This is a genomic window from Affinundibacterium fentianense (assembly GCF_018139545.1).
Taxonomy (GTDB): domain Bacteria; phylum Pseudomonadota; class Gammaproteobacteria; order Burkholderiales; family Burkholderiaceae_D; genus Undibacterium; species Undibacterium fentianense.
Window position 1 is genome coordinate 280,447 of sequence record NZ_JAGSPJ010000004.1, and the last position, 12,310, is coordinate 292,756.

General features: G+C 48.2%; 15 protein-coding genes. 10 read left to right on the forward strand and 5 right to left on the reverse strand.

The genetic code is table 11. The features are described 5' to 3' along the window. Window positions 1-31: 31 nt before the first annotated feature. From KDM90_RS11020 to KDM90_RS11035, 4 genes are all read left to right on the forward strand, one after another. A complete protein-coding gene (locus tag KDM90_RS11020) occupies window positions 32-727 on the forward strand; it encodes a helix-turn-helix transcriptional regulator (protein WP_212675656.1) in 696 nt (231 codons plus the stop codon). A 95-nt stretch (window positions 728-822) separates the two neighbouring features. After that, window positions 823-1,197 carry a VOC family protein gene (locus tag KDM90_RS11025; protein ID WP_212675657.1) on the forward strand — a complete coding sequence of 125 codons (375 nt, stop codon included), beginning with the start codon at window positions 823-825 and terminating at the stop codon, window positions 1,195-1,197. Then, window positions 1,194-1,718 carry an EVE domain-containing protein gene (locus KDM90_RS11030; RefSeq protein WP_212675658.1) on the forward strand — a complete coding sequence of 175 codons (525 nt, stop codon included), beginning with the start codon at window positions 1,194-1,196 and terminating at the stop codon, window positions 1,716-1,718. Before KDM90_RS11025 ends, KDM90_RS11030 begins: the two co-directional genes overlap by 4 nt. A 69-nt stretch (window positions 1,719-1,787) precedes the next feature. After that, a complete protein-coding gene (locus KDM90_RS11035; RefSeq protein ID WP_212675659.1) occupies window positions 1,788-4,169 on the forward strand; it encodes a M28 family peptidase in 2,382 nt (793 codons plus the stop codon). A 46-nt stretch (window positions 4,170-4,215) separates the two neighbouring features. On the opposite strand, the gene KDM90_RS11040 is transcribed toward KDM90_RS11035, so the two are convergent. Then, on the reverse strand, window positions 4,216-4,695 hold the full coding sequence (locus KDM90_RS11040) for a low molecular weight protein-tyrosine-phosphatase (RefSeq protein ID WP_212675660.1): 480 nt from the start codon (window positions 4,693-4,695) through the stop codon (window positions 4,216-4,218). 30 nt (window positions 4,696-4,725) lie between these two features. Then, window positions 4,726-4,857: a hypothetical protein gene (locus tag KDM90_RS18155; RefSeq protein ID WP_268977746.1), complete on the reverse strand. Its 132-nt coding sequence runs from the start codon at window positions 4,855-4,857 to the stop codon at window positions 4,726-4,728. Between the two features lie 128 nt (window positions 4,858-4,985). On the opposite strand from KDM90_RS18155, the gene KDM90_RS11045 reads away from it, so the two are divergent. Beyond that, complete coding sequence (locus KDM90_RS11045; protein WP_212675661.1) at window positions 4,986-6,557, forward strand: tetratricopeptide repeat protein; 1,572 nt, start codon at window positions 4,986-4,988, stop codon at window positions 6,555-6,557. Here the strand turns inward: KDM90_RS11045 and KDM90_RS11050 are convergent. Both KDM90_RS11050 and KDM90_RS11055 read right to left on the reverse strand, forming a co-directional pair. Next, window positions 6,554-6,775 carry a DUF2798 domain-containing protein gene (locus tag KDM90_RS11050; protein ID WP_212675662.1) on the reverse strand — a complete coding sequence of 74 codons (222 nt, stop codon included), beginning with the start codon at window positions 6,773-6,775 and terminating at the stop codon, window positions 6,554-6,556. The two genes, KDM90_RS11045 and KDM90_RS11050, sit on opposite strands and share 4 nt — an antisense overlap. A 13-nt stretch (window positions 6,776-6,788) precedes the next feature. Further along, window positions 6,789-7,178: an MAPEG family protein gene (locus KDM90_RS11055; protein ID WP_212675663.1), complete on the reverse strand. Its 390-nt coding sequence runs from the start codon at window positions 7,176-7,178 to the stop codon at window positions 6,789-6,791. Between the two features lie 299 nt (window positions 7,179-7,477). Here KDM90_RS11055 and KDM90_RS11060 point away from each other — a divergent pair, with 299 nt between their 5' ends. Genes KDM90_RS11060 through nhaR form a run of 4 tightly spaced genes read left to right on the forward strand, consistent with a single transcriptional unit; the run spans window position 7,478 to window position 9,923 of the window. Further along, the gene (locus KDM90_RS11060) at window positions 7,478-7,861 is read left to right on the forward strand and encodes an HPF/RaiA family ribosome-associated protein (RefSeq protein ID WP_212675664.1); all 384 of its coding nucleotides are present in this window, start codon (window positions 7,478-7,480) and stop codon (window positions 7,859-7,861) included. Window positions 7,862-7,886: 25 nt separating this feature from the next. Next, window positions 7,887-8,414 carry a tellurite resistance TerB family protein gene (locus KDM90_RS11065; protein WP_212675665.1) on the forward strand — a complete coding sequence of 176 codons (528 nt, stop codon included), beginning with the start codon at window positions 7,887-7,889 and terminating at the stop codon, window positions 8,412-8,414. Window positions 8,415-8,428: 14 nt separating this feature from the next. Continuing rightward, window positions 8,429-8,995: a DUF2062 domain-containing protein gene (locus tag KDM90_RS11070; RefSeq protein ID WP_212675666.1), complete on the forward strand. Its 567-nt coding sequence runs from the start codon at window positions 8,429-8,431 to the stop codon at window positions 8,993-8,995. Window positions 8,996-9,014: 19 nt separating this feature from the next. After that, complete coding sequence (gene nhaR, locus KDM90_RS11075; protein WP_212675667.1) at window positions 9,015-9,923, forward strand: transcriptional activator NhaR; 909 nt, start codon at window positions 9,015-9,017, stop codon at window positions 9,921-9,923. 16 nt (window positions 9,924-9,939) lie between these two features. Here nhaR and KDM90_RS11080 read toward each other — a convergent pair whose 3' ends face one another. Continuing rightward, on the reverse strand, window positions 9,940-10,221 hold the full coding sequence (locus KDM90_RS11080; protein WP_212675668.1) for a hypothetical protein: 282 nt from the start codon (window positions 10,219-10,221) through the stop codon (window positions 9,940-9,942). A 443-nt stretch (window positions 10,222-10,664) separates the two neighbouring features. Between KDM90_RS11080 and creD the strand changes: the two genes are divergently transcribed. Further along, a complete protein-coding gene (creD, locus tag KDM90_RS11085) occupies window positions 10,665-12,092 on the forward strand; it encodes a cell envelope integrity protein CreD (RefSeq protein WP_212675669.1) in 1,428 nt (475 codons plus the stop codon). Window positions 12,093-12,310: the final 218 nt, after the last annotated feature.

The window sequence follows — 12,310 nt, forward strand, 5'->3', positions numbered from 1 at the left end:
TGGCATAGCTCTCTGTCGATCACCGCAAATCATGTCCCGGACCAAACGTTTACTCGACCTTTTACAAATTCTGCGCAATCATCGTTTTCCCGTAACTGGAGAAAATTTGGCGCGGGAGCTACACATCAGCATTCGTACCCTCTATCGTGATATCGCCAGCTTACAAGAACAGGGGGCGAGCATTATCGGAGAACCTGGCCTCGGCTACGTCTTAAAGCCAGGTTTCATGCTGCCGCCGCTGATGTTTTCCGAAGAAGAAATCGAAGCCTTAGTCCTTGGATCACGTTGGGTCGCTGAGCGCGCTGACCAGCATTTAGGTTTGGCTGCCCGTCAAGCATTACAAAAAATTGCCGCTGTATTACCCGCAGATTTACGTCATCTACTCGATACGACACCCCTACTCGCTGGTCCCGATCCACACTCAAGCGATTTCGATACGGCCTTACCTCTAATACGGGCAACAATCAGGAGCGAACACAAGTTGCAACTGGCCTATCGGGATGGTCAGGGAAAGTCGAGTCGACGTATGGTTTGGCCATTTGCCTTAGGCTATTTTGAGCATGTACGCATCTTAATTGCTTGGTGTGAATTGCGCCAAGAGATACGACACTTCCGTACCGACCGCATTACTTCTTTTGAAGTCTACCCATTGCGATATCCCAAACGTCGACAAGCACTCCTCAAAGAATGGAAAATGCAAGAAGGAATCACTACTGACAAATTCTGACAGTAGCACGCAATACACTACGATCAAGCAGGTACAGTAAATACGCTAAAGACCTTACGTACTTAAGCTCACAACCACTTGATCGGAATCTATTCATGCCACAACCCAATTTCATTCTTCTGTATGTCGACAATCCCATTCTAAGTACCCATTTTTATGCGGATCTATTGAACCTACACGCGATCGAATCATCGCCGACTTTCTCTCTTTTTGGATTGGACTCGGGACTAATGCTAGGCCTTTGGTCCAAACATGCCGCCTTACCTCGCGTGCAGGCAGCTGCTGGCGCACATGAATTGGCTTTCGCTGTCGCCAACCAACAAACGGTTGAGGAATGGGCCATCGATTGGCAAGAGCGCGGGATAGTTTTGATTCAAGCGCCCTGTCAAATGGATTTCGGTTTTACTTTCGTTGGACTAGATCCCGACGGCCATCGTCTACGGGTCTTCGCACCGGGTAGCCACCCATGAGAAAGCCCAAAAATTGGATCGCCGTCGCCTCGGCGGACCACGTCGCACGGGGTGTCGAACAAGGCTTTATCCAAGTCTGCCACGGTAAATTGGCGCCACTCCGTCGTATCCAAGCGGGTGATCGCGTCGTCATGTATTCCCCGACGCATTGCTATGAGGGATCGTCCCATCGCGCAAACCGTCTACAAAGTTTTACCGCAATTGCCACTGTGATTGGGGGGCAAGCCTACCAAGTATCGATGTCAGCAGACTTCTTTCCTTTTCGACGAGATGTGGTGTGGCATATCTCGCGAGTCGCTTCAATCTTACCTCTGTTATCGCAACTCGACCTGACGCGCGGAAGGCAAAACTGGGGGTATGCCTTTCGCTTTGGACTTATCGAAATAAGCACACATGATATGGACTATATCGCCCAAGCGATGTCTGCTCAGCTAATCGACCATAGCAAGTTGGCACCAGTATCACCACTGCTGGCTGGGATGCAACAGAGATTGTTGTTTGACCGGCTCGAAACCTCTTGAAATCCGCGATTGTGTTTGCAGAGCGCCGCTTTTGGGTCAGAATGACATCTCCCACTTTGGAGGTGATTCATGCGTTTTTCGCCCTATCTTTCATCACGTCAGGCTTGGTCTTCGCTCGCAATCTTGTTTGCCATCATTTTGTTGATTCGCTTCTCGTTACAGCATCTACAACCCGTATTGCACACTGAAGAACGCTCTACCCAGCTTGGATTTTCGCTGAAATCGGCGCAAAGCCAGTTGCATCAGATCACTCGTGAACGTCACCCTATCGGCAGTAAAGCGCATGCGCGGGTACGCGATTATCTGATCGAGGAGATTCGCGCGATCGGGCTCGTTCCTGAAATACAGAGGCATTTTGCCAGTTTCGAAAAGGGCACATCGAATGGTCAAGTCGAGAATATTCTGGTTCGTCTACCGGGACGGCTAGCGGGGCATCAAACCGATTCAAGCAAACTTGCACCCACCAAAAAATCGCTACTATTGGTCGCCCACTATGATGCGGTACCGATGAGTTTTGGCGCTAGTGATGATGGGGTGTCTGTGGTCTCTATTTTGCAATCCTTACGCGCACTCAAGTCACAAGGCCCACTACTCAATGACGTGCTAGTTTTACTGAGCGACGGGGAAGAAGCCGGATTGCTTGGGGCCTCTGGATTTGCGCAGGCACATCCATGGATGGCTGAGGTCGGGATGGTTTTGAACTTCGATAATCGTGGCAACGCTGGGCCCGTACTAATGTTTGAGCCATCGATGGGGAACGCCAAATTGATCGCTGGCTTAGCTCAAGCAGTTCCCACAGTGGTGAGTAATTCCGTCATGTACGAAGTCTATAAGGCACTTCCCAACGACACCGATTTTACCGTTTTCCGTCAACGCGGCATTCCGGGTTTAAATTTTGCGATGATACAAAATCTGTCGAGCTATCATACGCGATACGATCGATCCGAGCTGATCAGTCCAGCCTCGCAGCAGCAACAAGGCGAGATGATGCTGCAATTACTCAAGTACTTCGGCGAACAAGATTTAAATCAATTATCTGGCACGGACAGCATCTACTTCAATTTTCCAGGACTGGGTTTGCTGCATTATCCAGTTAGCTATGCACTGCCTCTGGCTCTATTCATTACTTTATTGTGGATAAGTTGCGTATGGTATTGGCGCCAACGTGAATCGATTCGATACACTCGGGTTCTTGCCTCTGCAACTGCATTTCTCGTCCTCACGGGCGGAATTGGATGGTCCGTGCAGTTGATCTGGAATCAGCTGATTCAGGCTTTGCCTAGTTATTTGGACATGCACGATCAGGATCCAGGGCATTTCTATTTACTCGGCATCATGCTCGCGAGCCTGCTTCTCTTCGGTGTAGCAAAACAGTTCCTAAGCCGCTGGATACGATCATCCGAATGGACACTGGGAACAAGTTTCATCTGGATCATACTCCTCGCGTTGACCAGTATCCGATTCCCCGGCGCGAGTTTTCTGTTCGCATGGCCACTGCTATTTGTCATACTGTCTCTGCTGCTATCTCTCTATTTTTCTCGGCGTCAATCGACTGACGCTAGTCAAGCTGAATCGCTTGCAAGCGGATGGATTATCTTTGCCGGAAGTGCTTTCATGCTCGTCCTGTTTGCGCCATTAATTCTCTTATTCAACGTGGCACTCGGATTTCACTTGATTGCTGTACCCGTGATTCTTTTCATCATTTGCCTTGGCTTACTGTCACCCTTGTTAGACAGACTAATATCGGCAATCAAAGCAAAATGGATTGTCCTTGCGACCATGATGGCCAGTGTCAGTGCATTCGGCTTAGGCGCACAAGCCACCGCGGCCTATCACGAAGCCTATCCCATCCCGCCCCAATTAATCTATGTCGCATACCCACAAACGAAGCAATATGTTTGGCTAAGCCCAAATCAAGTACTCGACCGTACTAAGCTACGTATGTTTAAAGCAGACAGCGTGCGTCAAACGCAGCCAGAGTTATTTGGTAAGGGTATTCCTCGCGCGAATTGGCCATATTGGGTTAATCCAGCGTCTGATGCAGGTCTAGTCGCACCCAGCATCGAAATCGAATCCGACCAAACTATCGAACACGAAGGAACGGTCGAACGTCAAGTGCGGCTGCTGCTACGTCAGGATAGCCATGCAAGTAATACCCGTATTCAGATCGAAGGCAGCCCTGTCTTAAGCGCCGAATTGCAAGGTCAGACACTGAGTCGCACAAGCAAAGACAACTGGTTCAGCAGCGTGCATGCGATGCCTGCTGAAGGGGTGAGATTGGTGTTTCGCCTTCCTGCCGGTCTGCCAGCTCATACCGTCAAAGTAAGACTAATTAGCTCGTTTTATGCACTTCCAACAAACGATCGATCCGCCACGATTGCGACGCAAATCCCATCTGCCAATACCGTAGATTTCATTGCACTAGCAATCAATAGTCTCGATTTACCTTAATTTGGCGCGGAATTACTCAGCCTCACTGTGCGAGCCAGTCGGGGCGTCACTCCGTGAGTAATTCCGCAAGCAGCCCATCTGCCGCATCTTCAATATAATCTAGCACGGTGTCAAATCCGCGCGCACCACCATAATACGGATCAGGCACAACATCCGATGGGCTCTGCTTCGCGTAAGACATCATCAATGACAATTTATGGCGCTGTGATGGCGGACATTGTTGCAGTAAATTGCGTAGATTGTCTTTGTCCATCGCGACTATCCTATCAAATCGCTCAAAATCTTGAGGATTCACTTGGCGAGCACGCTGATTTGACAGATCGATTCCGCGCTTGCCTGCAAATTCTTGCGAGCGAGGATCGGGCGGCTCACCAACATGATAAGCGTGGGTGCCTGCCGAATCGATCAAGAATGCAGAAGACCGACCAGCTGCAGTGACTTTGTCTCGAAATACCCCCTCCGCAGTTGGAGAACGGCAGATATTTCCCATGCAGACAAACAAAACTGCCCATTTCTTTTCACTCATTTTTCGCCCCTAACATTGTCGTGACCTCAGCTATCGGAGGCAATGATCTTTGCCTTTGCCAATCTCCCTTGGATGTCGCCAAAATAGACGATGACGTAGCGCCCATTCCGGTTCAATTCGCGTGATATCTGGCAAGCCAGAAAGGTCACGAGTTGAATTCATCGTCGAAACTTCTTACACAGAAAGGCAATTATAAGGTTTCATTTTGCGACGCTGGGTGTTATAAACTGTCACCCACGTATCTTTTTTTCATTCGCAAGAAAAATCGACTGTGATTTTCAATATCGAGCATGTCAACACCTATTTCTCACTTGCTACAACAAGCCATTCAACACCACCAACAAGGACGCTTGCAGCAAGCGGAAGATTTGTATGTCCAGGTTTTGCAACAAGATCCAGATCAATTTGACGCTTTGCATTTGATTGGTGTGATTGCTAAACAGCGTGGTGATCTGCAAAGCGCACTGAATTTCTTGGGCAAAGCAATCTTTGTTAATCCAAGTCAGCCAAAGGCGCATTGCAATCTCGGCGCCTGTTTTCAGGAAATGGGGAAATGGGAACAAGCACTACGCTGTTATGAAAGCGCTGTTACTTTGCAAGCCGATTATGCACTTGCTTGGAATAATCGTGGGAATACGCTGCGTGCAATGGGGCGTTTTCAAGAAGCCATTGATAGCTATACGCGGGCGATGGACTATCAACTTAACTATCCTGAAGCCTACCTAAACCGCGCTTTGTGTTTGCAAGAAATCGCCGAGCATACGCTTGCACTGCAAGATTTTTCCGATGTATTGAGATTGCGAGCAAACGATATCGATGCGCTCTTTGGGCGTGGACTCAGCTTACAACTCACGTTCCAATACGACGACGCACTGACTGCCTACAATCAAGCGATCGCATCAGCATGCAAACCCACCGCGAGTGAAGCGGCATCGTCCTCAATGGCAGCGAAGCTTGCGAGTATCTATACCAACCGTGGCTTGGTCTTATCCAGAATGAATAAACTGGACGAGGCACTTGATGATTTTCTACAAGCCCTCGCTTTACGGCCAAATTTCGTATCAGCGAATTTACAAGCAGGTCATCTGTATCGAGCTCTGCAGAATAATCAACAGGCGATTGTTCACTATCAACATGCACTAACCCATTGCAACGACCCATCACATCGGGAACAACTACGTTTCCATCTTGCGAGCCTCGATGGGATTAGCATGCCCGCCAGTGCACCACAAACCTATATCCGGGAACTATTTGATCAATATGCGGCCCATTTTGATACGCACTTGCAAACGCAACTGAAGTATCAAATACCACAAGCGATCGAGAAGGCGCTTCATAGCACAGGGATTGCAGAGCATCCGTATTGCCTAGACTTGGGTTGCGGTACGGGATTGTGTGGAACGTTCCTAAGGCCAATTTCGCAAGAATTGCATGGCGTCGACCTATCTAACAATATGCTCGCAAAAGCCGCGGAGCGCAGCTTATACGATGCTTTGGTGTGCGACGACATCGTACACTTTTTGACACACACCAACAGGCGATATGATTTGATCGTCGCAGCGGATGTTCTAGTGTATTTCGGTGATCTTCAGCCAGTCTTTCAGCAAATTAGTCGTTGCCTCAACACAGCGGGACATTGCGTATTTTCTGTAGAACTGTCAACACGTGACGACGTCTATTTGCAAAACTCGCAACGCTATGCCCACACACAAGACTATCTACAACGAATCGCTACAGAGCATGGTCTTCAATTCACCTATTCTGAGGTGACAATCGGTCGCTATGAGGACGACCAAGCGGTACAAAGCTTGGTCGTCGTGCTTAGAAAATCTAGTGCAGGAAACGGTTCAGGATCGCACTAAGAGGCTAAGCGCGCGACCAGTTTACGCGTCACCGGGGCGAACAATAGCACCAATGGAAAAGCGCATGCCCATGCGACCAGAAATGCATGCAGCCAACGCAGAATAAAAGCGCCACCCAATCCAGTATTCACTGCAGTCAAAATACCCGACATACAAAATGCCATGAACATGGACATGATCAATGCAAAAAGCAATTGTTGTTTCTTTTCTTTCGTCATCTTGATTCAACTATTATTGAAAAAATAAGGCGACACTGCAACCGACGCCACCGAACCATATCAGCGAGCGCAAATTACTACGATTCGCGAGATAAGCGGCAACGTAGGCGCAACGCAGTACCACAAAGGCCATCGCTAAGCCGTCTATCGTTGCCTGATTCGCGTGTGCTTGCTGCGCCAACACTACACCAGCAATAAAGAGCGGCAAGGCCTCAAAGCCATTATTTTGCGCAGCGATTGCGCGCTGCGGCCAACCACTCAGCTTTGACTCCCATTCACGCGGCATATCATTGTCGTAGCCTCCGTGCTTACGCGACAGCTTAGGGCGGCTAGCCTTCGCAAAACCCACCGTGACGATAGGAATAAAACACGCTGCCAGTACACACCAATTTGCAATACTCATAGTTCACCTCAATTCGTCCAATGTTGTTCACTTCGCCAACGCAAACAAGGTGGGTACTAAGCCATCCTCGCTTGATCGAAGCGTGCATCATAAAGCAAATAAGAGGGTCACGTTCGAGGGATGCGTCTAAATCGTCGCAAAAACAATATCGAAAAATCACGCACATTAAAGGATCTGTTTTTTCGATGAATTGATGCGCAATATTCGATTTGAATGATGAATACAGCACCCCTATACTGAATTTGTGAGTCAACATGACCTAGGTCAGATTCACTTCGAAACTCATTTGGAGAATGAACATGCAGATAGATATACAAGCGCGCGGTTTTGAATTAACCGATGCAATACGTGAACATACACTGAAGAGTATCCGTTTCGCGACAGGTTGGGCAGGCGATGATGTACGTCGCATCACTATCCGATTGTCCGATATCAATGGCCCTCGTGGAGGCGAAGACAAACGCTGTCTGATTCAGATCCCGCTCGCGGGCAAGCAAGACATTATTATTGATGATGTTGAAGCGGATCTATACGTTGCGATTGACAAAGCTACACAAAGGGCTGAGCGCATGTTAGCCAAGCATATCGAACGGCATCGCGAACATCTTCACCACAATTGGAAGAAAAACGAAGACGCGACACTAAATGAGCAAGACGAACAAGAGCGCTCCCTTCCATCATAAACGATCTTTATAGAGGAAACTGATCATGAGACAGTATGCTACCAATAGTCCCGAAGCCATGGCACGTATCATCGCCCTCTCGATGTTGGTCGACGGAGGCCTAGACAAATCAGAGTTAGATGTCATCGCGCGTTACGGTGTGCTTGAGCGACTTGCGATGTCAGAACAAGAATTTGAAAAAATTGTACATGTCTTGTGTGAGGACATGTTGCAATGTGTTCCGGGTATTAATCACGGCCAAATTGAGCTCGATGAAGCGAGCATAGACAGTATTTTGTCGGATATTCAAGATCACCAGCTACGGAAAACCTTGCTCGGTATCATGCTCGCGGTGGTCGATGCCGATGAACGCATGAGTGATGGAGAAGCCATTTTGATTACTCGCGCAATGGAATGTTGGGCCTTGGATTTAATTGAGGTTCGGGAAATTATCTTTTCCAATCCAGAAACCCAATACCGCGACGAGCAAGCTGCCTATGCGTCGCGTAAATCAGCGAAGGCTAGCGCACAATTCCCGCCTTCGCCACCCTCAATTCTCGCAACGCACTATTAGTTCATTTAAGATTCATGTTAAAGCAATTTTTTCGGCGGGTCCTGCCGAACCAAGCCACAATTCAAAATCTACCGATAAGCCAGCGCTTCACCGGCCGCTTGAACATGCCAGAAATATGGCTCGTTCAACGCCAGCGTTTAGCGCTGGGTTTGGCACTAGGCGTTTTTTGCGGAATGATTCCGGGTCCATTACAAATGATCTCGGCGATCGGACTCACGTTGATACTGAAGGTCAATTTGCCAATGGCCCTGATCGGAACTTTCTTGACGAACCCTTTCACCATTGTCCCGATTTATATGGCGGCCTACGGAATTGGGCAAAGCATCTTAGGAGTCAGTAATTGGAAACAACTCCCGGCTTTCCCCGAGGTAGAATGGAGCACGCCTTCCCTGACTGTGCAAAATTGGCTAAATTGGGGCAGTGAATTGGGGACACCATGGCTATTAGGTATGTTGATCCTCGCCACCATCTTAGCGAGCCTGGCCTATCTCTGTATCCATACTGGTTGGCATCTCAGCCACTACCTAGCGGTGCGGAACCGACAGCAACGACAACGAAGTCAGCTTCGCAAACAAATTTAACGAGAAAAGAGGTTGTAGTTTGAGCACGCTCAATTTCAAGCACTTACGCTATTATTGGATGGTTGCCAAAACTGGCAGTATCACTAAAGCAGCTGAGCAACTCCATCTGACCGCCCATGCGGTAAGCGGTCAGATCAACGAGTTCGAGAGTACACTGGGTGTCGAGCTTTTCCGAAAAAATGGTAGAAATATTGAATTGACCGAAGCAGGCAAACGCATTCTCAGCTACGCCGATACGATTTTCAACACGGGAGATCAATTACTCGACGAACTCCGCACGGAAATGAATGCGCGTCGTCGGACTTTACGTATCGGCATTGCAGACGCGGTACCGAAGGTGATTGCCTATCGCCTCATCCAACCCGCATTAAATCTATCTGATCCAGTGCGTATCAATTGCCGTGAAGGGCGTTTAGATTTACTACTGGGCGAACTCGCGCTGCACAAACTTGACCTCATCATCGCGGATCGGCCTCTAGCGGCGGGCTCGAATGTGCGCGCCTACAACCACCTATTGGGCGAATGTGGCCTAACCGTCTTTGCGACAGCAGCACTTGCGAAACGATACAAAGGCGATTTCCCGCAAAGACTCAATCAGGCACCACTTTTAATTCCTGGCGAAGATGTCGCAATTCAAGGCAAATTGCTACGTTGGTTAGAAGAACACCAGATTCGTCCACAAATCGTCGGTGAATTTGACGACGGCGCTTTAATGAAAGCCTTTGGCGCGGCCGGCGCGGGCTTTTTTTTCGCTCCGAGCGCGATGCGCGACGACATCTGTCAGCAACATAATGTCATTGCGATTGGCGATATTGATAGCGTGATTGAGCAAATTTATGTGATTACAACGGAACGTCGCCTCTCGGATCCAGCAATCATTGCAATTAGTCAAACGGCCAAGAGAGACCTTTTTGGAACCGCAGTATGACGCGAGTTCGAAAGCACTAACTCAGCGCACGTTTGCGACAACCAGGCAATTGGCCGCGCCAAGCTTTATACGCAGCGAACACACTCGCGCTGAGCCAGATTAGACTCAAGCTCGCATCAATGACACGATCTTTGGTACTACATTTCCCATCAATTTGGCAGTCAACATTCACCAAAAAAACACCGAGTACAGAAATACCCACGAAAAATCCACAAGCGTAAGCCACCGCGCAAAACATACGGCGCGCAACAGAAGGCATTGTTTCATGCACGTCGGTGTCAATATCGACTCTTTGCATATCGAATTTTTGGCTAACTAATTGATCAAAATGAAAAAAGAATGCCGAGAGTCAGTGTGTGGTTGGCACCAGTACTTCTACTGACACGCTAACCATATTTCGCAGCATACTGGATAACTTGATCACAATTCTGGCACCAACCAGCTAATTCCACAAGAGTACAGCTCGATCAAACTCACCCAACCATCAAACCAAAGCATTCAAAAATGCGGTTCGGTGCAACGAGCGACGCCATCTATCTCGCTCAGGTAAGGAATGTCAACAAACAATCGATACGACGAATCAGATATCCACATCGCTCGCGCCACCGCTAACTGTTGTAATTTTTCATCGTTTCGACTTGCGCGATCGACTTCACATTCAGCACACAAAAGTCATGCATAACTTCATTCTCTGCACATACAGACTCTTTACAGTGCGGGTTCCACAACTAGGAGAGTCACATGCAAAGAGCACTGTTTTTCAAACTATTCACGATAGGCCTATTGATGTTGGTCATCGGCATTCCACTTGTCATGATCGAAAATACGATCAACGCGCGCCTGCGATATCGTGACGACGCGGTAAGGAGTATCGCTGCCGACTCCGTCGGTCAACAAAGTTTGTTAGGCCCCGTCATGATCATTCCTTATAGCGAATATTATGAGGAAGAAGAAATCGTTGATGTCCCGAGTAAACGCAGCGTGCAACGCCAACGCGTTCTGCACAAACGCCTGTTTGTCTTTCCCAATGAACTAAAGATGCTGTCAAATTTAGACACGGATCAACGGTATCGGGGTATCCACAAAGTCTTGGTTTATAGTGGACAACATCTTTTGACTGGCAATTTCAACCTGCCAGATCAGACTGCATTTCAGCGAGACAAGAACAATTCTCGCCTCGTGATTGAAGCACCGATGGTATCGCTAGGCTTGAGTGATACGCGAGGTTTAAAGAATATTCCCGTGATCCAGTGGGATGGTCGAAACATCGAGTTTCAACAAAATAGCCAAATGCACTTCTTCAAGCACGGACTTCATGCGCCACTCGGCAAAATGGATTTCAATGCAGCGCAAGCGATTGAATTCTCTTTAGAACTCAGTATCGACGGTATCGAACAATTTGCCATCGTACCGATCGCAAAGAATAATCAAGTAACATTGCGCTCTAAGTGGCAACATCCCCAATTCTTTGGTCGTTTCCTCCCATCGACAAAAGAAAGAAAGGTGGATGCCAATGGCTTCAGTGCTACTTGGAACATCTCTTCCCTCTCAAGCAATGCGCAGCAACAATTACTCGCGACCGAGTGCTGCCAAGCGCAAGAAAAGGCGATGGAAACTGGGGTAGCTCAGAGCGTGGGCGCGATTGACAGTTTCGGCGTCGCGTTAATTGAACCGATTAACATCTATTCACAATCGGATCGCGCGATTAAATACGGCATCTTATTCGTTGCGCTAAGTTTTGCTGCCTTTTTCTTGTTCGAAATTTTGAAGCAATTGCCTATCCATCCTGTGCAATATGCTTTGGTCGGTTTGGCTTTGGTTTTGTTCTTCTTGCTGTTGGTCAGCCTCTCCGAGCATATCCATTTTATGTGGGCTTACTTAATCGCCAGCATAGCCTGTTTAAGTCTCATCAGTTTCTACCTCAGTTATGCTCTGCGCAGCTGGCGTCGTGGTCTCGGTTTTGGTGCCGCGTTAAGCTTATTGTATGGAGTATTGTACGGATTACTGCAATCAGAAAACAATGCCCTCGTCATGGGTAGTATCTTGCTGTTTAGTGTACTGGCAAGCATCATGTTAGTCACCCGCAAAGTCGACTGGTATCAGCTAGGCAAACTGACTGACCCTATCCAAATCAAAGGAAACACGCCGCAAGCAGATGAGCTTACGTAACGAACTTGCTTGCTCCCTTTAACAAGCAAGCATAATTATTTCTTAAGAACTGCCTTAAATTTGCACAGTTTGAGGCAGTTTCCTCATCATTTTTCGAAAAAAAACCACGCTTTATCGATTGCTAATGCAGAACCTAGCATTGTGGTCTAAGATGCCTTAAGACAACTTCTCATGACGACCTAGACTGACAGCCGCCAACCAAGAGCGGCCATTTCGGA